This window comes from Brenneria uluponensis, assembly GCF_032395385.1.
GTDB lineage: Bacteria > Pseudomonadota > Gammaproteobacteria > Enterobacterales > Enterobacteriaceae > Prodigiosinella > Prodigiosinella aquatilis.
This window is the reverse complement of record NZ_CP135917.1, coordinates 3,718,081-3,740,534: the sequence shown is the minus strand read 5'-3', so window position 1 is coordinate 3,740,534 and position 22,454 is coordinate 3,718,081. Positions and strand designations below refer to the sequence as shown.

General features: G+C 46.0%; 14 protein-coding genes and 1 pseudogene. 9 read left to right on the top strand and 6 right to left on the bottom strand.

Features of this window, described 5'->3' with window-relative positions; genetic code table 11:
• Positions 1-194: 194 nt before the first annotated feature.
• A pseudogene (locus RS889_RS17365) lies at positions 195-1,219 on the top strand (IS630 family transposase).
• Positions 1,220-1,894: 675 nt separating this feature from the next.
• A complete protein-coding gene (locus RS889_RS17360; protein WP_315708142.1) occupies positions 1,895-2,872 on the top strand; it encodes a FecR family protein in 978 nt (325 codons plus the stop codon).
• Between the two features lie 42 nt (positions 2,873-2,914).
• Here RS889_RS17360 and RS889_RS17355 read toward each other — a convergent pair whose 3' ends face one another.
• Together RS889_RS17355 and RS889_RS17350 are read right to left on the bottom strand one after the other, a co-directional pair.
• The gene (locus RS889_RS17355; protein WP_315708141.1) at positions 2,915-4,666 is read right to left on the bottom strand and encodes an ABC transporter ATP-binding protein/permease; all 1,752 of its coding nucleotides are present in this window, start codon (positions 4,664-4,666) and stop codon (positions 2,915-2,917) included.
• Between the two features lie 47 nt (positions 4,667-4,713).
• Positions 4,714-6,495: an ABC transporter ATP-binding protein/permease gene (locus tag RS889_RS17350; RefSeq protein WP_315708140.1), complete on the bottom strand. Its 1,782-nt coding sequence runs from the start codon at positions 6,493-6,495 to the stop codon at positions 4,714-4,716.
• Positions 6,496-6,541: 46 nt separating this feature from the next.
• Between RS889_RS17350 and RS889_RS23860 the strand changes: the two genes are divergently transcribed.
• From RS889_RS23860 to RS889_RS17340, 3 genes are all read left to right on the top strand, one after another.
• A complete protein-coding gene (locus tag RS889_RS23860) occupies positions 6,542-6,658 on the top strand; it encodes a hypothetical protein (RefSeq protein WP_425475085.1) in 117 nt (38 codons plus the stop codon).
• The gene (locus tag RS889_RS17345; RefSeq protein ID WP_315708139.1) at positions 6,648-9,326 is read left to right on the top strand and encodes a M16 family metallopeptidase; all 2,679 of its coding nucleotides are present in this window, start codon (positions 6,648-6,650) and stop codon (positions 9,324-9,326) included. Before RS889_RS23860 ends, RS889_RS17345 begins: the two co-directional genes overlap by 11 nt.
• Before the next feature lie 94 nt (positions 9,327-9,420).
• A complete protein-coding gene (locus RS889_RS17340; protein WP_315708138.1) occupies positions 9,421-12,066 on the top strand; it encodes a TonB-dependent siderophore receptor in 2,646 nt (881 codons plus the stop codon).
• A gap of 201 nt (positions 12,067-12,267) precedes the next feature.
• Here RS889_RS17340 and RS889_RS17335 read toward each other — a convergent pair whose 3' ends face one another.
• The gene (locus RS889_RS17335; RefSeq protein WP_315708137.1) at positions 12,268-13,524 is read right to left on the bottom strand and encodes a thioredoxin family protein; all 1,257 of its coding nucleotides are present in this window, start codon (positions 13,522-13,524) and stop codon (positions 12,268-12,270) included.
• 70 nt (positions 13,525-13,594) lie between these two features.
• Positions 13,595-16,291 carry a M16 family metallopeptidase gene (locus tag RS889_RS17330; protein WP_315711101.1) on the bottom strand — a complete coding sequence of 899 codons (2,697 nt, stop codon included), beginning with the start codon at positions 16,289-16,291 and terminating at the stop codon, positions 13,595-13,597.
• A gap of 478 nt (positions 16,292-16,769) precedes the next feature.
• Between RS889_RS17330 and exbB the strand changes: the two genes are divergently transcribed.
• The 3 genes from exbB to RS889_RS17315 are packed head-to-tail and all read left to right on the top strand — an operon-like array spanning position 16,770 to position 19,026.
• The gene (gene exbB, locus RS889_RS17325; RefSeq protein ID WP_315708136.1) at positions 16,770-17,723 is read left to right on the top strand and encodes a tonB-system energizer ExbB; all 954 of its coding nucleotides are present in this window, start codon (positions 16,770-16,772) and stop codon (positions 17,721-17,723) included.
• Between the two features lie 2 nt (positions 17,724-17,725).
• Positions 17,726-18,163 (top strand): TonB system transport protein ExbD, encoded by a 438-nt coding sequence (gene exbD, locus RS889_RS17320; RefSeq protein ID WP_315708135.1) that lies wholly within the window; start codon positions 17,726-17,728, stop codon positions 18,161-18,163.
• Entirely contained in the window at positions 18,160-19,026 is an 867-nt protein-coding gene (locus tag RS889_RS17315) for a TonB family protein (protein ID WP_315708134.1), read from the top strand. The genes exbD and RS889_RS17315 overlap by 4 nt, the downstream gene beginning before the upstream one ends.
• 188 nt (positions 19,027-19,214) lie before the next feature.
• On the opposite strand, the gene RS889_RS17310 is transcribed toward RS889_RS17315, so the two are convergent.
• Positions 19,215-19,718: an RNA polymerase sigma factor gene (locus RS889_RS17310; protein ID WP_315708133.1), complete on the bottom strand. Its 504-nt coding sequence runs from the start codon at positions 19,716-19,718 to the stop codon at positions 19,215-19,217.
• Positions 19,719-20,141: 423 nt separating this feature from the next.
• The gene (nfsB, locus tag RS889_RS17305) at positions 20,142-20,795 is read right to left on the bottom strand and encodes an oxygen-insensitive NAD(P)H nitroreductase (RefSeq protein ID WP_315708132.1); all 654 of its coding nucleotides are present in this window, start codon (positions 20,793-20,795) and stop codon (positions 20,142-20,144) included.
• Between the two features lie 285 nt (positions 20,796-21,080).
• Here nfsB and RS889_RS17300 point away from each other — a divergent pair, with 285 nt between their 5' ends.
• Positions 21,081-22,385, top strand: a complete 1,305-nt coding sequence (locus RS889_RS17300) for a nitrate- and nitrite sensing domain-containing protein (protein WP_315711100.1) — start codon at positions 21,081-21,083, stop codon at positions 22,383-22,385.
• Positions 22,386-22,454: the final 69 nt, after the last annotated feature.

The window sequence follows — 22,454 nt, the reverse complement described above, 5'->3', positions numbered from 1 at the left end:
AACTTCCGCTCAAAACAATTTCCACTGCGATGAAACTTGATCTCTTTCCTTCGTTCAGTATCTGCTCGTAGTATAATGTAAATTGTACAATATTAGCATAATGCCAGAAGCTAAATATGTTCAAGTAACCTTTATATACCCCTGATCATTGAAGATGCTTGATTTTCAGGCAACAGAAGATCATGCTGTTCACCATGAAAATATTCATCACTGACCAACAAAAAGCTGAACTTGAGCGCCTTCACGATTCCAGTCGTGATAAACGTGTTTGCGATCGATTAAAGCCATTCTTCTGGCTTCCGAAGGCTGGAGTTCGGCCATGATCGCTCAGGCTTTGCGGCTGCATCAGACAACCGTTGACCATCATATCAGCGAGTTTCTGAATAAAGGGAAACTGAAACCCGAGAATGGCGGTTCAGACAGTAAACTCAGTGCTGAAAAAACAGCCTCTTTAATCAGCCAGTTATCTGATAACGTATTTCATCAGACCCGTGATATTGTCGCGTTTGTCGCCCGGACATGGAACATCGTTTTCAGCGTTCCGGGAATGAATAAGTGGCTGCACCGTAACGGCTTTACCTACAAAAAACCGTCAGGTGTTCCCCATAAATTTAGTGAAGAGAAACAAAAACAATTCATTGAATATTATGAGGAACTGAAAGCAACTGCGGGTGATGAACCGGTTCTTTTTATTGATGCTGTCCATCCTACTCAGGCCACTAAAATCAGTTATGGCTGGATACGCAAAGGCCAGAGAAAAGCGGTAAAAACAACGAGAAGTCGTACACGGCTGAACATCATGGGGGCGCTGAATCTGAAGGCCCCGGAACACCCGCTAATCTGCGAATATAAAACGATTAATGAATACAATGTATCTCGTTTTTTCAATGAGATACGTAAGGTTTATCCTGATTATGTCCAGAAAGTTCATGTTATTCTGGATGGTGCAGGTTATCACCGTTCACAATTAGTGAAAGAGTGGGCGGAGGTGGTAAATATAAAACTTCATTATCTCCCGCCGTACAGTCCGAACCTGAATCCGATAGAACGAATGTGGAAATTAATGAACGAACATGCCCGGAATAATCGCTACTTCAGCAGTAGCAGGGAGTTCAGGGATGCAATATCTGAATTTTTCAGCGATACGCTACCGGACATGGCGGGTTCTCTGACGTCCCGAATTAATGACCGTTTTCAGGTACTGAAGTCTGCATCTTGAGGTTTATTGGGTATATATCAAAAAGAACACCCTACGTACCATGAATGTGGAGCAGTGCTGTGTATGTATCTGGATAAATTTATCCTATATATAATTAGTTATATTTGAATGGAAAATTACGTTTTCATCATATATAAAAATAATGTCTTTTTATTGATGAAATTTGCAGTGTGGCGCGTTTCTTAAGCAACACTGTTGCTGGTGAAAAAACCATTAGATGAAATATAACAAGGTCGCCGTTCTCTATTTCTGATAAAAACAGGACTATCTGTGTAGTGTATACATAAATTTTTCTAATAGATTAGTGATATGAATTCATAATGGCACTACGATATGGCCAATTGGTTGACTGAAATCAATGAATAGCTGGGGGCGTAGAGTGATACGCTGACAGGAATGGTTTCAATCTGCATTGACCACTGGTTTTCTGGAGACTTAACTCTCGGTTAACGGAGATTGTGCATGCTACCTGAATATTATATTTTCGGCTCTAATGTGTATTCGACATGTGCATTATACAGATAGCAGCTAACTGTCCAGTTGGTGACAGCAGAATTAGCATATTATGTGGCGCACTGGAACAACGATCCTGTTATATAAGCCTGTGGGCTAGCCACTTTCCGAATATTCGGCACTGTTTAGTACGATACCTTTAATCAACAGTTTTAACCCTATATGCCAACGACCCAGGATAATGCACAGCAGAAAACGGACATTGAGACTCAGGCTATTACATGGCTTGTTCGCCTGACTTCTGGTGATATCACTAATAGCGAACTTGCCACTTTTGAATCTTGGCGTAAGTCAGACATCCGCCATGAGGCGGCTTTATCTGAAGTTCGTCGCCTATGGGTCGGTATCGGTAGACCTCTGGAGAATTATTACCAACCAGATATGTTGAATGGCATGATGCCAGATGAAAATCTGCGTCGCTATTTTTTGCGCTGGCAGGTGGTATTACCTGTGGTAGTCTTGCTGATTTTCTCGATGTGGATGACCCAGAGCTGGCTGTCGCGTTGGCAGTATGATCAATACACTACAACGGGTGAGCAACGCATGTTGTCACTGGATGATGGCAGTAAAATGTGGCTTGATGCCGACAGTGCGGCTGATATCCGCATTAATTCTGGTCGGCGCTTTGTCCGTTTAGCTCGAGGGGAAGCATTTTTTGACGTTGTGCATAATCCTTTGCAGCCGTTTATTGTTGATGCCGGTGCAGGAGAGATTAAAGCGCTGGGCACGACTTTTGGCGTGCAACGCGATTCTAATGCGATAGTCGTTACTGTTGAGCACGGTAAGGTTCAACTCAGTCGTAAAGATAAACCGGATATGGTGTTACAGGCTGATCAGCAAATTCAGCTGCATTCCGAGCCGGATACGGTGAATGTCATTAACGTTAACGCCAAACAAGCGCTTTCCTGGCATCAGGGACAACTGGTATTTGAGGATCAACCATTGAGTCACATACTGTCTGCGCTTAAGCGTTATGACAAGCGGGTGATTATGTTTAATAGCGATAAGCTTTCTACAGTGAGGCTGAATGCGATTATCGATATTCATCATCTGGATGATTGGTATGACGGTTTGCAACGGTCTTTGCCGATTAAAATAAGCCGAGTTGGTCCAGTAGTCTGGGTGCGTGGGATCAATTAAACAATATGAGATCATAAGACAGCTGTTGCCTTATGATCAGAATCAGCACTCGTCTTCTGCGACAGTAAGTTTTTCCACCGGCAGAAGCTGCCATTTACCTCCCTCCTGCAAGCGTAGTGCCTTGGTGTGATAACCTATCAGACTGGGGCGGTGTCCTACACTGATATAGGCAAAACCTGAACTCTCCAGCAGGCTATAAAGCGTTGCCTCTGTTGGAAGGTCTAGCGCACTGGTGGCCTCATCAAGAAAGATGTAGCGCGGGTTAATTAGCAGAATTCTGGCAAAGGCAAGGCGTTGCTGCTCCCCGAGCGATAACACTCGCGGCCAGTCTTTTTCCGTATCCAGTGTGCCGTGACGCATCAACAGATCTCCCAGGCAGACTTTATTCAACACCGTTGTCAATTCCTGATCACTTATCGGAGACTCGGTTGCTGGATAACAAAGCTGACTACGTAAATCACCCTCAAAGGTATAAGGGCGTTGAGGTAAGAAAAGACAATCATTCTCATCTAACGGCAATGAAATCGTTCCGTGCCCTCGTTTCCATAGCCCGGCGATTGCACGTAAGAGCGAGCTTTTACCCACACCGGTACGTCCGATAATCACCAGTCGGCTGTTATCATCCAACTGTAGATTAATATTATCTACTAGTGACTGTTCTCCGCCCGGAGTTTTCAGACTGACTTTTTTTAACTGAATATCATGGCTTTTTTCCATAACCAGGTGGTTTTCTGCGTCATGTTGATTGGATTTCAGTTGCAAGAATGTCTCATGGATCTCAGCCAGACGCACAACATTGGGAACGGTTTGGCTTAGTAGCGGAATATAAGTGGTCAGTACAGACAGGCTGTTGAGTAACATAGTTGCTGAAGCGGTCGATTGTGCAATGCTGCCATAACTGATGTCTCCGCGAAAATAGATGGGAACCAGAATAATTAACGGGAGGAAAGTCCATACCTGAGCAACACCTTCATTCATCAATTGCATGTAGATGCCATACACATTTGAGCGCATCTGTTTCTTTAACGCATTTAGCAGGCGCGCACCAATATGCGTTATCTCGACCTGTTCGCCGCGATAGAACGCAATATTTTCGGCATTATTGCGTACATGCGTCAAACCGTAACGTAAATCAGCTTCGGCCACCGTAATATCAAAGTTTTGTTTAATTGTGGGCTTGTTAATGAAATACATTGCAATGGACTGAAAGATGGCAAAGCCAATCACACCAAAAAACATAGGAGTGGAGATGCTCATCATGATACTGCTCTGCACACCCATATCCATCAGGGAGCCGAGAAACTGACGGGGAAATGCGCCGACTGTGCCACAAAATGGCTCAATCTCTTCCTGAATACGCTGGTCCGGGTTATCAATTTTTTCGTCCTGTAGAATATGATAATAAGCATGACGGTACAGGTAGTTATCCATGATGTATTCAGTCATCCAGCGCCACCAATGCATGGCAAGTAGCGAGCTCGCCAGTTGTTGCACCATGTCCGCACCAAAGCGGAGAACTCCTAGTACCGTCATCCAGGTAAACAGATCCCAGTACATGGAGGTTTTTTTATCCACCAGCGCATTGGTTACATCTGCGGTCATTTTGGAAAAATAGGCACCGCTCAGACTAAATCCAGCCATCATGGCACAAAGAAATGCGACCATCAGCCAGGATTTCCATACTCCTTTACGTACCCAGTAAGGTTTTGCCAATAACCATACGCGCAGAAAGAACAAGCGGTTTAATGTATGCCTGTCTCGATCGTTTTTAAGTTCAGATAACATAATGGCCATCAGTAATATCCTACATTAATGCTATTTAAATCATTTAGATATGACATTCAGCTCACCCAGGCCTGGACATTGTTTTCACTGTTGGGTATGTCACTATGATTACTGGAAGTTTGAGCCAACTGAGTGAGCTGCCACTCTCCTTTAGCCATCAGGTGGAGTTTCTGCGGATGAAATTTCAACAAAGTTTCCCGGTGGCCAACGCTGATATAGGTGATATCTAATCCACCGAGTGCGCTATAGGCTTGCTGCTCGGTCTCAACATCCATTGCACTGGTGGCCTCATCGAGAAAAACATAACGTGGACGGCGTAGCAGGATGCGTGCGAACGCCACCAATTGCTGCTCTCCGAGCGACAGCACTTTACGCCAGTCTTTTATACAATCCAGACCGCCTTGTTTTGCCAGAAAGTCGGGTCTGCCTAGTCGGATAAACGCCTGATGAACTTGCAGGTCATCACTGCTGGTGCAGCTTTCCGGGTAGAACAGCTGTGAGCGTAAATCGGTAAGAATCATATAGGGCTGCTGTGGAATAAACATCAATTGCTGGTGGGGAGGGAGAACAACTTCACCCTCCCCACGGCTCCATAACCCGGAAATAGCTCGCAGTAACGAGCTTTTACCGACGCCGGTTTGTCCGACAATCACCGTATTTTGCCCTGGGGCAATGGTGAGCGATAAGTCGGTCACTAAATGCTGTTCTCCGCCAGGGGTATACACATTGACATTCTGTAACGCGATAACCTCGCCTTCTCTATGTCGAATGCGTGAATGATTATGCTGCGATTCCTGGTTAGAAATTTGTTCAAATTTTTCCTGAATTTCTGCCAGTCTGACGACACTGGGCATCGCACTAGTCATGGCGGGGATAAAATTTGAGATGACGGAAAGACCAGTAAGCACCATCGCCGATGCCGCACCTACCTGATCAATGGAGCCATAGGCTACGTTTCCTTGAAAATAAAGTGGAACGATAAAAATGACGGGTAGCAGGCTGAAAATCAGGCTCAGTACCTGATTTACTACACCCATACGTATGCCGTAATAAATCATGGTTCGTTTGACGCGTCCGACCTCTTTCAGCCGCTGATGGAGACGCAGCCGTTCGCTATGTTCACCACGATAAAAAGCAATTGTCTCGGCATTATCACGCAGATGCATTAGTTTGGATCGCAGACGGGCATTGGCAACGGTCAGGTCCCAGTTCTGTTTAATCGTCGGGTTATATAGCCACAGGGAAACCAGCGTGTTTAGCATGGAATAAATCACGACGGCCCAAAACATGCCGGGAGAAACCTTAATAATGATGCTGGCTTGAACGGCGATGGTCATCATGGAACTGATAATAAATTGGGGGATGCCGATTACCGTCTGACAGACAGAAGGGACCTCTTCCTGAATGCGCTGGTCGGGGTTATCAATAAAAGCGTCTTTTTCAATTTCGTAATAGGTGCGGTTGTGCATATAGGTATGAAGTAAATGGTTCGTCATCCATTTGCGCCAATCCAGCAGTAGCCATGTACTAAAAAAGCTCGTTACCTGATTTGTCAGTGTCTGCATCAGGCTGACAAAGGCCATCCAGATCATGATGTGCCAGTAAATACTTTCTTTCGCCACTAAAGCGTTGGTTGAATCGGCCACCAGGTTGGAAATATACCCGCCAATGATACTTAATGCGCCGGCAGAAGAGAGCAGCATCACCATGATCGTCCAGGATTTCCATGCGGCTTTCCGACACCAGTAAGGCTCGCTCAGAGAATATAACCGGCGAAAAAACAGAGCGTTCAGTTTGTGACTTCGAGAGGCGCTATCGTGTTGCTCATCAACTGACATCGAAAATATCCACCAAGGTTCCAGATATTCTGAGAACGAGTGAGTAGTGGTTAATCCTCAATTGTGCAGAAATAATTGTGGGAAGCGGCAGGTTTGTTCGTTCTTCAGTTACTTCCTCTCGCCTGGCGAATGTCTTTGGTTCTGGAGCCTGCATGAACGATAAATCTGTTTCTGCCACTTCTTTAGTGGCAAGTATTCCTGAAGTTGCTTTTCAACGTTTTACGCTGAATAACGGTTTGACGCTACTGGTTCAAGAAGATCAGAGCACGCCGATGGTTGCTGTGCATGTCACCTATGGTGTGGGTGCCAAAGATGAGCCTGTAGGAATGTTTGGTTTTGCTCATTTGTTGGAACATTTGATGTTTTCAGGAAGTGCTGGTTTGCCGGGGAGTTATATCAGCCATCTGGAACTGGCTGGTGCGCAGGGACTTAATGGTGTAACCAATGCTGACATGACGCAGTTTTTTCAGTCGGTACCAGTCGGTTCACTCGATTTTGCGTTATTTGCTGAATCTGATCGTATGGGACATTTGCTGGAGGGGCTCCAGACGGAGGCGCTGAATGTGCAGCGTGAAGTGGTTACCCGTGAAATGGAAGAAAACGAATTACAGCCCTACGGTACCGTACAGGGAGTCATTTTGCGCCATCTGTTTCCGTCCGATCACCCTTATGCACATAAGGTCGCGGGAGAACGAGCCGATCTGGATCAAGTCAGTTTTGAACAAGTCAAATCATGGGTTAAACGATTTTACCGGCCGAATAATGCGGTGGTTACACTGGTCGGCGCGGTAACGGCACAGCAGGCTTTGGATAAGGTAAATCACTGGTTTGGCCATATACCACCAGGTGAGCCGCTGGGATTCTGTAACCGATGGATCCCCAGGTTATGCTATACGCGTAGAGTCACTTTACAGGATCGTGTAGATAGTACGCTGATACGAATTTGCTGGGTAATCCCACCATATGGAGAGGAGAGCACTACTGCACTGGAACTGTTTTCGACTGTGCTGACTGATACCACGCAATCTCTGCTGGTACAGCGACTGATGATGGACAATAACCTGGCCAGCGATGTCTCATCCTTCATTGAGCCGGGTATCTTAGCCAGCTATTTCAACCTGAGGATCATGTTGCTGCCTGGGGCGTTGCCTACAGAGGTTGAACGAATCGTAAAACAGACCATTACAGAAATAATGGCAGCGGGTATTGATAATGACCTGTTGCAACATAGTCAGCAGTACCTGCTGCAGACGAGCCTTGACAAGTGGGGGGATAACTTGTCACTGGCGGTGGAGCTCGGAAAGCATGAAATGTTTCCGACAAAAGCGGAAGGTTTGCGACAACGAGTAGAACAGGCTCTGTCCATGACAACGGAAACTGTGCTGGCCGCTGTTGGCGAATGGCTGGATGATGGCAACTTGGTGTTGACGGTGGAGCCTTATATGGCGGCACCGCCTGATATCACTTCGGTACTGCCTCGAATTCCCCCAGCGATTGAAATTGCACCAATGTCGAAGACAGTCGTCAGTCACCGTCTGATGTTATCGAATGGTTTACGGGTTATCTGTATGCCCGCTATGGAAGAATCCATGCTGAGTGCCAGTCTGATAGTTAATGCTGGTTCGATGTATGATCCGCCAGATCTGGGTGGTATGGCTCAACTGGTCGCTGGCCTGATAAGCGTAGGGAAGGATGAACATACAGATTTTCATCAGCAAATTTATCAGCAAGGCGCGGGTTTTGAAACTGACGTTGGTATGGAAAGTATTGCCCTGCGTATGCAAATGCCAGTGCAAAACGCCGAAACCGTACTGGGCTTGCTGGCTGATACCATCTCTTGTCACGAACTACGGTCAGATTTGATATCAACTCATCGCGAGCATTATCTTCAAATGTTGCCAGAAAGGGGCGTGGTGCAATGGGCTTTGCCCGCAATGACCTTCCCACCAAAGCACCCATTGCGGCATCCGGCATTTACGGAAGGCTGTCGTCAAACACTTCAACAAATAACAAGTGACGACATACAGCACTTTTTCCGACGCTACTATCGCCCGAAAAGATCAAGTTTGATTGTGTACAGTTCACTGTCTTCAGCTCAGCTGGAGTCATTTTTGGAAAGTACATTTGCCCGCTGGCATTCCATTGAAATTGACTCTCCGTCAGCCGTAGTGCCAGCAGTACCTATATCTGCAGGTTCTCTGATGTTGGTTGATCAGCCGGGAACCTCTGTCACCACCTTGAGTGTTTTCTTTGTGCTGCCGGGGCGCAGTAGTCCGGAAGATGCAGCGGTCCAGTTGATTTATAACCTGCTGGCCGCCAGTTTTGGCTCACGGATAAACTTTAGTCTGCGTGAAGTTTATCGGCTTAGCTATGGCGTGAGCGCACTACAACAGGTGTTTCCAGGAGGGCGATTATTGGGATTTGAACTGACAGTGGCGGCGGGTAATATCCTGGAGACGGTGCAAGCTATCTGTAAGGAAATGCGTGAATTACTCGACAACCGTCCATTGTCAATATCTGAGATGCGGTCATTAATCCAGGGGGAACGCTTACGGCTGTGTAGACCCATTGCTAACGACTATGAAGCGTTATGCCAGCAGGAATCTCTGCTGCGACAGGGGCTGACCGAGCATTACTGGTATGATATGCAGACATCATTATCGCTTTTAAGCGTTGGAGAAGTAGACCATGTAATCCAGCAATATCTGCGACCAGAAGCGGGGAAATGGATCCTGCAAGGGGATATTGCTGATTATTGCAGTGAGCTGGAACAGTTATTAACGCTACCTGCGTACCTCTTCCCTGAGTGCCCAGATACCCTGTATCAATAAATATCTGTAAGCAAGTGACTTTCTGTTGATGAGTTTCTGTTACTGATTCGTTCAAACATAGACGACATAAACTCTATGACTGGAATTGTTCACTATGGGCTCTAAAAATTATAAATCCTGGTTAGTACTGGTGGCACTTGGGGGAAATTTAGCTGCATGCGTAACGGCTGTGGCACAAGAGACTAAACATTCAAGTAGTGAGTCAATACTCAGATTAAATAGCACTGATTTTACTATTCCTTCAGGTAGTTCACTCTCGAGTGCTTTGCTGGCCTTTGGTCAGCAAAGTGGACTGCAGTTGATTGCTCCAAGCAAATTGACTGCCGGGCTATCAACTACCGGTGTAATGGGCCGCTACCAGCCAGATGAGGCGTTGCGTAAATTGTTATCCGGGACTTCTCTGGCCTTCAAATATGTTAGCGTCAACACCATTCAGATATACAGTATTGCCGCCACTCCGGTAGAGGGAGCTGAAGTCCTGGGCGCTGTACAGGTAGAAGGAGCAGTGAATGATGCGGACTCAGTGAGTGGCGGGGTTAATGGTAGCCAGGATGTTACGGCGACTGAAGGTTCCGGTAGCCTCAATAGCAGTATTCTGACCCTGGGTTCTAAAGGACCAACCAGTATCAAAGAGACTCCTCAGTCAGTCAGTGTGATTACTCAGGAATCGATGCAGCAGCAGAATATTTATAATCTTAATGATGCAATGACTCATGCAACTGGCGTGACCACACAACAAGGTTCTGACTCTCGCTCGACAACTTTTTATTCTCGCGGCTATCAAATTACAAATATGCAAATTGATGGCGGCTCGCCGATTGATATTAGTGGAAATGCACAAAGTAATTATCGTTTTCAACCATCGTTTGACATGTCGTTATATGATCATGTTGAAGTGTTGCGCGGTGCTGATGGTTTATTTAATGGTAATAGCTCCACTGGTCCGGGAGGAACGATTAACCTGGTGCGTAAAAAGCCATTGGATCATTATCAGACCGTGCTGGAAAGTTCAGTCGGCAGTTGGAATAACTACCGCAATATGCTTGATGTCAGTGGACCTTTAGATGCTGATGGCAAAGTGCGCGCGCGAGGTGTTTTAACCTGGAATAATCGTGATTTTTTTTACGATACCGCGCATGACGATAATAAAATCGCTTTTGGTAGTCTGGAAATAGATTTAACGCCGACGACGTTATTTAATGTTGGTGGAAGCTATAGTCGTATGCGTGGAACACCGTGGTATAACGGGCTCATGGTCTATGCTAATGGTAGCGATCCTCATCTGCCGCGTAATACCGGATGGACTTATCCGTGGGAGAAAGCTGATTCGGATACCACCGAAATCTTTACTTCAATACAACAGAAATTTGGTGAAAACTGGGACGCGAAATTAAATTACACCCGGTTATCACAAAAAAATGACATGATCGAAGCGGAACCTATCGGCACTGTTCCGTTGGATGGTTCATCAGTGTCCTTGTATTCAGCGGCCAGCCGCTCGCAAAGTAGCCAGGATTCTTTTGATCTGACATTAAATGGTAAGTTTTATGTTTTCGATTTACCTCAGAAAATAACCATTGGCGGCAACTGGCAGCGTATTCGCTCCAAGATCACTGCACCAGGCGACGGTTCTGATGGCTCCATCTTGCCATCAGATTTATTGATTGATCCGTTTCATTGGGATACTTCCTACCCGGAACCTGTTATTCCAGCATCAAACTATATGTATTCCAACCTATTGAACATGACACAATGGGGAATATATTCTCGTTTTCAGATTACGCCCTGGAAACCGTTACATTTTACTTTTGGCATGCGTCTGAACAGTTATCGTTCTTATTCTCTGGATAACACTCCAGGAGAAGACACGGACGGGGTATGGCGCACGCTGAAGAGTATTACTAATGATTCAGACCGTTCGTTTGAAAAACCGTATTATGCTATCAGTTTTGATATTAATGATAACTGGACATGGTATGGAAGCTATACCGACATCTACACTCCGCAGTTATCAATGATAGGGTTAAACGGGGTGCCGATTAAACCTATTACCGGCAGCAATTATGAAACTGGCATAAAATACGCTCGTCCTGATGGTATGATGAATGCCTCTGTGGCGTTGTATCGTACTAATCGTCAGGGAGTAGGTCAGGAAATTGTTCGCTATGATTCGCAGACAGGTCAGATTCTTCCAAGTGTGGATCTAGGCGGCGGGCGCACAGGTTATTATAAAAATTCGACCGAGGCTGATATTAGTCAGGGTGTTGACCTGGAAATTACCGGGAAAATGATGCCATGGTGGCAAATGAGCCTGGGTTATACTTACAGTATTAGTAAAGGTTCGGAATTATCCACGCAAGGAAAAGGAAAGCCGCTGCAAACCTTTATTCCTAAACATACCATTAAATTATGGAATGATTTTCATTTTTCTGATTATGGCGATATGTTAAGCCGTTTCCAGTTCGGTCTGGGAGTGCAGGCACAGTCGGCATCATATACCGTAGGAGATTACTGTACTGACGATTTCAGCTTCTGTGGTGAATTTAACTTTAAAAGCGGTTTTTATTCTGTATTTTCAGCTCGTATTGCTTATGAGATCAACAAGAACTGGAGCGTTGCCTTGCGGGGTGATAACCTTCTGGATCGTAATTATTACCAGACAACGGGTAGTTTCAATGGTGGTTTTTGGTATGGTGAACCACGCAACTTTATGCTGACACTCACGGGTAAATTCCAATAATTCTTTGATATCCATTAGTAATGGATGTTTCTTTCAACACCTTGAATATGATTCGGGGTTTTTGGGAGGGAGCGATGAGCAATATGGCTGGCCGGGATAAATTTCCTTTATTTGAAACATAACAATAATTAAATATAAAAAAGTCTGCCGTGTTATTAGGCAGACTTTTTGATCTAAAAACAGTAATATTTTTGCGTAATATTAAATTACGTCTGGTGCCTGCTGTAACAATGTGAGGAACAGGGCTTGAAACGGCTGATTAATCTTGGCCACTAATGCTGGGTATTCGGAGAAAAAAGCCACTTCTTTTTGCGCGAAAATTGTAAATTCAGGTGCTTCTGCCGCCCAATCCTGTCTCAATGAATCAATCATTTTCTGTACTTTTTCCTCAGGAATATCTTCTGTCAGCCGTGCTTCTATCCATGCCCAACGTACATCGGCCATACCAATTTCTTCTTTGCTCCACCCCGCTTTAATTTTTTCCAGATAAATCTGACACTCAAACCAATGGTTTATCATTACATCGGCGATCTGATCGTCATTTAACTCTGGTGGGGGAGACAGGACAGACAGCAGGGCGCAAAGATGCATTTCAAAGTGACGACTGTTCTGGCACAGTTGATAAAACTCTACTGCCTGTTGTTGTAAGCTGAGCCAGTTTTGGCGAGGAGTTTCTTTCGCTGCCAGATAATCATTGGCCAGTGTTAGCCATTGCTGATGTAGCTTAGCGATGGGAGCCTCCAGCAGAGTTTGCCATGGGATATTATTATTACTCAGCCAATGCGTTACAAAGCGCAGAGGGGTAGTGCTGTAATCCTTGCCAATGGCGAGAGCATCTATCAGTGCATCAATTTGTGATGGGGTAATATAATCGAAACATTCCAGCCATTTAGCCAGCGTTTTGGGAAGAGCAGTGACCCGTTCAAAAACATCCAACGATTCTTGCCCTACCATGACAAACGGGCTGGTGGTTAGGCCTTCTGGGCGTGGATAATTGTAATGTGAAATCTCGCCTGCATGCGCTTTAGCTTTCAGGCGTCCAGTCAGAAAATCAAAGAGTGCTTTATCCTGATAGAAAGATGGCCATGGATAAGAGACGGGCAGTACAGTTTCTTCCGCTGTTTCCACGGCGATGCCTTGCGAACGCAACCAACTATTGAGATCTGATAGCGAATCCACACCAACTTTACGCGAAATTTCGCTGCCATTGCGAAACAACAACAGTGTCGGGATGCTGCGTACACGAAAACGCGGCATCAGATGTTCGTACTGTTCAACATCAAGCTTGGCAACCGTTAGGTGTCCTGCTGTGCTATTAGCAACTTTTTCCAGTAACGGGGCAACCGCCAGGCAAGGGCCACACCAAGGTGCCCACAAATCCAGTAAGACCGGGACAGAGGCGTTCTTTAAAGTATCGTCTAGTGTTGAATCAGTCAGATTGACAATAAGGTCAGACATAATGGCTCCAAAATCCAGTAATTATGATTTAACGTAATGGAACGAAAAAGAGTAAACAGCGTAGGAAGTGTCAGTCATAGAGACTGTCGCCAGTATCAGTAATCATCTGTATCGATCCTGGGAATAGTTCGGAAAGCTGTTGCGCAAACAATGTGGTGTCGCCAGCGATAACCCACGTTAGCTGATTGGTTGAGAACAGGCGGCGGGCAAGTTCATTCACCTGCTCTACGGTGATCTGGCTGATCCGCTGTTGGTGGTGATGCCAGAAATCGTCTGACAACTGACATCTGATCTGCCATGAAACCATATTATTCAACCCTGCAAGGCTTTCCATCGACCCGCTGAAGCTCAGCAGATTCGTGGTACGTGCATCTTCCAGCTCTTTTTCTGTCACTGGGCGTAGACCGTTTATTGCCTGGTATTCAGCAAGGATCTCTTGGATAGCATCGCAAGTGCGGTCTGCCTGAACCTCAGTTTGGATATAGTGCACCCGGTGGTCAGGATCATTAATCAGTTGACCTTTCACGCCATAAGTCCAATTTTTATCTTCACGTAGATTCAGGTTAATTCGTGAGGTAAATCCGTTTGCGAACACCGTATTCAGCAGTTCGAAACTTGCTTCTTCAGTTTCACGGATACCTGGCAGCAGCGAGGCGGTCACGATGGAGGTTTGATCAGCCCCTGGGATATGCAACAAGAATACGTGCGGGCGAGTTGGCGCTATCACTGGCACCGGATTTGGTCGATGACGAGGGCGAACGGTAATGTTGCCGATGGATTGGTTCAACAGCGACAACAGTTGTTTCAGCGTGGTATCTCCGGTAACCACTAATGTCGCACCGTTTATATTCAGTAAATCAGGCAATGCGTGGGTCAGTTCTATCAGCTCGGTTTGCGCAAGGCTTAATGCAGTGCCTTCGATGCCTTCTGGCACCTGGCTGGGATGGCCCGCAGGGTATATCAAGCCAGGCAGCACACGCAAAACCTGAACACTACCCATATTTTGTTGCTCTATTAGTGCATCTTGTAGTAACGCCCGTTGACGCAGGAAGTCCTCTTCACTGAGCACGCTGTGCTGTAATCGTTCGCTTAACAGGCTTAACGCATCAGGGAAATGCGCGATCCGGCAGGATAGGAGCACCGACAAGTGGCGTAACCGCTTGCGCATCTGAATACTACAGCCAATTTTGCGACAGGCATTGTGGAATTCAAAGGCATCCCTGTTACCGGCACCGGACTGATTCAACAGTTCCAGGAGTAGCTGATGCTGGCCGGGGCGTGGTAATGCTGTTTTTGGCAATAATAGATCGAGGTAAATATCTTTATGACTGTGTCGCTCCAAAAAGACCAGTTTGATGCCATTATCCAACTGTGCATGTTGCGCTGGAGGCAAGGCCACCAGTACTGGTGGCAGGATTTGTGGCGGTAGATGGCGATCGGCGGCAACGGCATTTTCATCACGCCTAGCTATAAACGGTTTCAGTTCTAGAGTGTAGTGTGAACGACTCAACCAGCGTTGTGCTGCCTGGCGGATATCCTGTGTTGATGCCTGTCGTATCACAGATAACACTTGCTGATAGCCATTTGCTGTACCCAGCGAGACATGGGAGTTACTGAGCAAGGCTGCAATCTGTGCAGAGGTTTTATAAGATTCGATGAAATTGTTCAGCACATCATTTTTCACCTGTTGCAGTAATTCAGCGTCGCACTCGACAGCCAGAAAAGTATGAATTTCACGCAGCAGTTGGTTTTCAAGTTGAGGTAGCGTCATGCCATCAACTACAGTTGCACTAATAATAAACTGGCTGCAGAAGGTGGCAGGTGCCATATAGGCGACGACATTGCTGGCAATCTTGTCTTCATACACCAGTTTTTTCACCAATAGTGAACTGATGCCAGAAGCAAAATAGTCAGCCACCAGAGATAGAAGGGTGCAGTCGGTATCGCCATAAGGGGGGATATTCCAAACCAGCATCAGTGAACCATTAGGTACTTTTACCTGATAGCTGTCGCGCCGGTTCTGCGGAATATCTGCAACCCAGGCCACCGGTCTGGCCACCGGCGGGCCGGGGGGGATATCGCCAAACCAGTGGGTGACTTTCTCACGTGCGCTGGCAATATCAATATCACCACATAAAGCCAGTACCGTATTGGACGGTGTGTACCACATACGGAACCAATTCTGGACATTCTCCAGCGTTGCCGTTTCTACATCTTTTTTTTCACCGATCACGGTATGGGCATAGGGGTGATCCGCAGGGAAGCAACCTTTCGATTTACACTCATAGAGTTTTCCATAGGGACCACTTTCGGTTTCCATCTTTTCATTGAGCACTACCCGGCGTTGCTGATCCAGTGACGCCTGATTAATGGTGTTATAAAAATGCCCCATACGGTCTGATTCCATAAACAGCGCATAGTCGAGAGAACCAACTGGCACTGTTGCATGGTAGGTGGTGTGGTCCGTACTGGTAAAAGCATTAAGGTTAGTGGCACCCGCTCGCATCATATTATCGAGAAATGAGCCGGGGGCATTCTCACTACCCTCAAACATTAGATGCTCAAACAGATGAGCAAATCCGGTTTTTCCCTGGCCTTCATCTTTTGAACCGACCTGATAAATAAGCTGAAGTGAGACTAGTGGGACATCGTGATTTTCAGACACAATCACTGTCAGCCCATTCTCCAGGGTAAAAGTAGTAGCAGGGATATGGATATCAGTAAAGAGGTCACTCTTTTCCGGTATTTGCTGTGGCCTGAACTGCATTGTCAAAGATATATCCTCTCAGTTGAACTTCACCAGAGCATTGATGGCGGGCATCACTTTAGTCAGAAAGTCAGCGTAAGTACTGCCAACTGAAATGAAACGAATGAACGACGTATTCTTCGCATTCAACAGATGAAAATATTTAACGCGGTGTAATACATCGCGTGCGAGATCGCAGATTGTAGTCAACAAAATCGCAGTAAAGAGGACGATATCAAGGGGTAATTCAAGAGAAGAGTTTTCAAAGAGGAGAAAAAGTCTCTTCTAGGTTATTCCATGGTGATGGCTATTTTTAGTGTGATTAGCGGTTAAAGTACAACACATCAAATTAACTGCCCTTCTTTTCATTTTTATTGCAAATATTTCACTTTTTTCATTATTGGATTGATGAAAAATTGAATGATGTTCGTTTTCCTCACATACCCAGCTAATACCTGTGGAACATGGTAATAATTCTGTCGTCTAGTGAGGAGTGAGTGTGAATACCTTTTCTGAAAAATGTACTGGATTACGGGGAAACACGAAAAACTGGGTCTGTTTTGGCATCGCCTTATTTCTGTTAACCACAGTATCGATGACTGCATGGGCCGAACCTCAACCGGCTGCTGTTGACGCAGTGCAACCACCTTTAACGGTGCCGGTATCTGATGTTTCGAAAGTGGCCTCTGGCGTGACTTCCGTTGCGCCCGTAACATCGTCCACTGTCACCGTTCCTGCAGCCAGTCTGCCGCCAGCATCACTGAGTTTTTCACCTATCGCTTTGTATAACCATGCTGATTCGATTGTGAAAACGGTCATTTTGATCCTGATTTTTGCTTCTTTGCTGAGCTGGAGTATCTGGCTAGGTAAAGTTTGGGAACTGCTGGTACGCGGTCGGCGTATGAGAAAGAATCTGGGTCAGTTGGCCGGTAAACGTTCACTGCGTCAGTGTGGAGAACTTGCGGCACAGAGCTGCGAACAGATGCACGCTGTTGCCCTGTCGGAACTGAACTATGTGAAAGGCCGAATCTCGCAGCATACCACACAGGCGATTAAGGAGCGTGTGCATGCACAGATTCAGCGTATTGAAGCTGCTGAAATTGGATGTGCAACACGTGGTGCCAGCATTTTGGCGACTACCAGCGCTGTCGCGCCATTTATTGGTCTGTTTGGTACGGTCTGGGGAATTATGCACAGTTTTATCTCTATTGCACAGTCACAAACGACCAACCTTAGTGTTGTGGCTCCGGGCATTGCGGAGGCGCTTTTTGCTACGGCGCTTGGATTGGTGGTGGCGATACCGGCGGTCATTCTCTATAACGTCATTGGCCGACTGATTAGCGGATATCGTATGCTTCTGGCGGATGCGATGACGCGTACCATGTGTTTGCTGAGTCATGACCTGGATACCATGGAAGAAGATCAACATAACATTCTGACGAGCGCGGCATAATTATGGCTTTTTCATCCCACCCTTTAGACAATAACGATATGAATGTGTTGTCAGAGATCAATGTGACGCCTTTTATTGATGTCATGTTGGTGTTGCTGATTATCTTTATGGTGGCGGCTCCGCTGTCGACAGCCAATATTCCGTTAGATTTGCCGTCAACAACATCGATACAACCGACTCCCGTGCTGGAACCGATTACGGTGAGCCTGAAAGCGGATAATCAGATGTACATCGGTGATGAACCAGTGAGTAAAGATCAGTTTATTGCCGAGCTCGATAAAGGATCTAAAGGCAATAAAAACGCACGTATCTTTTTGCGTGCGGATAAGGATATCGATTATGGCCGATTGATGACGTTTATGGATTTACTGCGGGATGGCGGATACACAAAAATCGCACTGATAGGCCTACCCAGTGACCAGACGAGTAGTAAAAAATGACCAGTTTTATTCTGGATACAACACCACGAATCCAACCGCCTTTTAGTAAAGAAAGGCTGTTGTGGGTGATTAGTCCGGCACTGGCCATCGGGATTCATTTGTTACTATTATTATATATTCTCCAAAATCCATCGCAGTTAGTGAATGCTCAGCCGAGCCCAGTTGCGGCACCAATTGTCGTAACTATGGCCGCTGTGCCTGCTACCTCGCAATTATACAGTTATGAAAATGTTGCCCGGCAAGAGAGGGTACCGGATGAGGCCACTCTCCCCCCTTCAGTTGCGAAACTGGATGCGGCAGAAAAAGAAGTTAAGAATGCAGATGTAAAGGCGGTTGTTCATGATGCGAAACCTCTACCGAAAGTGGAACCCAAGCCAAAATTGGAAAAGAAACTCCAACGGGTGAAACATGATAAGGTGAAACCGCAGCCGAAAAAAATTGAGGTAAAGAAGCCGTCTGAAGTCACGGCGATTGCGTCAACCCTGAGTAATAATAGTGATCGGCTTTCACAGCATAGCCAGGCCCCTCAAGTTGGCGCGGAAAGCAATAATTCAACTGCAATGAAACAGAGCTGGCAGTCAATCATTCTGGCACGGTTGCAACGTGCCAAACGTTATCCTGGATACGCACTGCATATGAAGCAGCAGGATACTGTGATGGTGCGTTTTGTTATTGATCGAGATGGAAAGGTTCTAGATTCTTCAATAGTGAAAAGTCAAGGATACGCTTCACTGGATCGTGAAGCATTACAGTTATTAGAACGGGTATCTCCATTACCTAAACCACCATCAAGCGCTTTTGATCGCGACTCAGATAGAATGGAGCTGGTAGTTCCAATATCATTTGTGATTCGAAATGGTTAATTTATTTAATTAATTCTCAGAGAAAAATTAAATCGATATCATGTTTAATTGGATGATGTCGATTTTTTCATGAATTTCTACAGTGAAGCCGTTATGACGATGAAAATTAAAGAAAGGGGGTATTTTAATGAGAGTTTTTCATTCTGAAATAAGATAATTTAATTTAAATATTTTAGTGGTTTGTTTTTTTATTTGACATTCTTTAGTACATCGCGGCAGTGTAGTACCGCTCTCACTGCGTATTTTTCTACCAAGCTGCGGGATACACCGAGTTTTTCCGCAATTTCTCCATGAGTCATGCCTTCAACACGGCTCATATAAAGTATTTCACGGGATTTTTCCGGCAGTGAAGAGAGCGCTACATCTATCTCTTTGATTTGCTGACTATAATGTAAATCTTCTTCTGGCGAAGGCATGTAGCTTTCAAATAGTTCGCAAGTTCCTTTCAGCAACTGCATACGCCGTTGCTCCGTGCGAATGTAATCGGTCGATGCATTTAGTGCAATACGTATAAGATAGTTACGGGCATCATCATGAGTTGGAAGCTGGTTGGCCAGATTTAATATACGAAAATAAATGTCCTGAGTAAGATCCTGAGCAACTTGCTTAGAACCTGTACGGTAAGTGACTATCCGTTGCAAGGTTGGATGTAAATCCACAAAGATATCTACAATATCATTACTCGCTAGCACAATATTAACCCCAAACAGAAAGAACATTTAATCGTATGTTTAATGTAAAAGTATTTGTACTTATCTACTAATAATATTTTTTTATATGTCTTTGCAAAAAAATGTTAATGTTCGATGAACATCATGTCAATGCGCTTACAATATATTTTTTGATTCTTTTTTTTAGATATCCATAATAAAAAATGATACCTTGAGCTTTTAACCGCTGCATATTGCCATCTGGTTTTGATTCAGAAGAATATAAGAATCTACTAAATAACGATTAACGGGATGTAGCGTTAGGAGAAATATATGATCTTCAGATTTTTTCTTCGGACTACGTTGGTGGTGTAACTGTTGTTGTCATGCGGGCGGGTATCAATCAACCACGTGTTTAGTCTCAGCATGGCATCGATTCCCGCCGGGTCGGAAACATTCTTTGGTCTAGATAAAGGTGAAAATCTGCTCGCGTGGCAATCGTGATTTAGGTAATAGAGCATTGAAGTCTTTGTCGCTTTTGACCCCCAGCGAGACCAGTACCACACTAGTCAGCCCTTGTTCACGCAGCCCCAGTTCAATATCCAGTGTGCGCTGGTCAAACCCTTCCATCGGCGTGGCGTCAATGCCTAATACTGCTGCTCCTAGAAGCAATCCCTCTAGCGCCAGGTAAACCTGTTTTTCCATCCACTGCGGCATATCCCGCAGTTCGTAGCGGTGAATGTCCACATAGGAACGACGACTCTTATCCTGTCCGGCTTTAGACCCTTCCGCGACAAAACGACCATCCTGATCTTCCTGAGTCAGGATATTGTCCAAATGCTGTTCATCCATATCGGTATGCATACACAATGCAATAACATGCGATGCATTCAATACTTTAGGTTCGTTATACGCGAACGCACCGGTGGTTGATTTTGCGATGGCCGCCCGCCCGTCTGCGGTTGATGCAACAACAAAATGCCAGGGCTGGGAATTCACAGAAGAAGGACTGTTGCGCAGCACATTTAGCAGGGATTCAATTTGGGATTCCGGCAGCGTTTTTCCTGAGTCAAAAGCCTTAACGGTATGGCGGTTAATGACGGCTTCATTCAGTGTCATTTTTCTCTCCTCTCACATTGTTGACATTAATGGGTTGCTGCTTATGTTGCGTTGATCAGGACACGTAACAGGACATGAAGGTCACCATATTATCGCATCAAGATGACGTCTACAGCGTATATCCGTCAACCACTGGAACAACGCTTTCCATGCCTGGGTTATTATCACTCTCATCCCTTTATGAACGGCGATGGTCATCGGGGACGCTTGTAGTGGATATTAATCTCTGGCTAACTGGTGTGTTAATTGCATTACCTGATTGATGATTTTTCGGGAGAAACGATGATGGTAGCAGACCCTTCCACAACGATTCGATTTTTACTTGCTTCGCGCCAGTGTGAATTGAACAGTCTGCATTATCTACTGCAAAGCGGTGAACTGGTCGGGAAGATCAGCCAGCTGGTGCATATGCTGCAACGTGAACGTGGCTCATCCAACTTGTTTCTCTGTTCTGATGGCCGTCTGTTTGCTGATGAGTTAACACTGCGTGAGCAGGAAGTGGCATTGGCACAGGTGCCGCTGATGGAGCATCTGGAAAAGCTGGAAACCATGACAGCCGATTTACCGCAGGCCAGCCGGTTGTTCAGCCGTGTCGCCAGCGTGGTGTATGCGCTGGGCCTGCTGCCGACACTGCGTCAGCAAATTCGGCAGCGGTTGTTGCAACAGCCGCAGGCCATGGACTTCTTCAATGACATTATCCGCAATCTGTTATCACTGGTGTTTGAAGTCTCGGACACGGCGACGGAGCCGGTGATTTCACGGGCGTTGATTGCCATGTTCAGTTTTATGCAGGGTAAGGAACTCGCCGGGCAAGAGCGTGCCATCGGGGCAGCGGCCTTTGCCGTAGGCGAGTTCAATGAAGCAACCCGGCTGAAGCTGATGGATTTGATTGAACGACAAGAGCGTTGTTTTGATACGTTTGCGGATTTCACCGATGAAGAGAACCGGCAGCGCTGGTTACAGATAGCGACAGACAGTGATTTTGAACGCCTGCGCCGTATCGCCTGTACGCGCAGTAGCACGGAGAAATTGCCGGAGGAGGGTAGCCTGCGGTGGTTTGCTATCGCCACGCAGCGCATTGATGAAATGAAGCAGGTGGAAGATCATCTGGAGCTGACGCTGATGCAGCTTTGCCGCACCCGCATCACTGCTGCGAAACAGGCTTGCAGTGAGCAAATGGCGGGTATTGAAAGCCTGATGTCCCGGCAGGGACACGATGATCCGGGTTATTCGGTGTTTATTGCGGGCCATGATATGGCCGGGCATGCGTCGGACGGACAACGTACACCGAACGGTTGGTTGAACAGTGACGGTCTCCGGCCTCAACTGGGACGTTCGTTGCTTTCATTAGTGCAACAACAGTCGCGGCGTCTACAGACGTTGGATCACGAACTGGCGGCGTTACGGGATACACTGAATGAAAGAAAACATATCGATCGAGCGAAAAGCCTGCTGATGCAGCACCGTGGTTTGAGTGAGGAAGACGCATATAAAACCTTGCGCCGGATGGCGATGAATCAGAATAAAAAACTGATTGAGATCGCTACTGCCATGCTGGCGGTAGCTGATGTTTTTCAAGATACTCCTTAAGGAGTATATGCACATGAACTGTGCGTATTCTGCTAACTTGCGGTGCAAAAGCAGAGATGTGCATATCCT

Bases quoted from the DNA above. Each gene is read 5' to 3' on its own strand.
- exbD (WP_315708135.1), top strand. From the start codon at position 17,726: ATGGCTTTTTCATCCCACCCTTTAGACAATAACGATATGAATGTGTTG.
- RS889_RS17360 (WP_315708142.1), top strand. From the start codon at position 1,895: ATGCCAACGACCCAGGATAATGCACAGCAGAAAACGGACATTGAGACT.
- RS889_RS17340 (WP_315708138.1), top strand. From the start codon at position 9,421: ATGGGCTCTAAAAATTATAAATCCTGGTTAGTACTGGTGGCACTTGGG.
- nfsB (WP_315708132.1), bottom strand. From the start codon at position 20,795: ATGACACTGAATGAAGCCGTCATTAACCGCCATACCGTTAAGGCTTTT.
- RS889_RS17350 (WP_315708140.1), bottom strand. From the start codon at position 6,495: ATGTCAGTTGATGAGCAACACGATAGCGCCTCTCGAAGTCACAAACTG.
- RS889_RS17355 (WP_315708141.1), bottom strand. From the start codon at position 4,666: ATGGCCATTATGTTATCTGAACTTAAAAACGATCGAGACAGGCATACA.
- RS889_RS17335 (WP_315708137.1), bottom strand. From the start codon at position 13,524: ATGTCTGACCTTATTGTCAATCTGACTGATTCAACACTAGACGATACT.
- RS889_RS17300 (WP_315711100.1), top strand. From the start codon at position 21,081: ATGGTAGCAGACCCTTCCACAACGATTCGATTTTTACTTGCTTCGCGC.
- RS889_RS17345 (WP_315708139.1), top strand. From the start codon at position 6,648: ATGAACGATAAATCTGTTTCTGCCACTTCTTTAGTGGCAAGTATTCCT.
- RS889_RS17330 (WP_315711101.1), bottom strand. From the start codon at position 16,291: ATGCAGTTCAGGCCACAGCAAATACCGGAAAAGAGTGACCTCTTTACT.
- RS889_RS17315 (WP_315708134.1), top strand. From the start codon at position 18,160: ATGACCAGTTTTATTCTGGATACAACACCACGAATCCAACCGCCTTTT.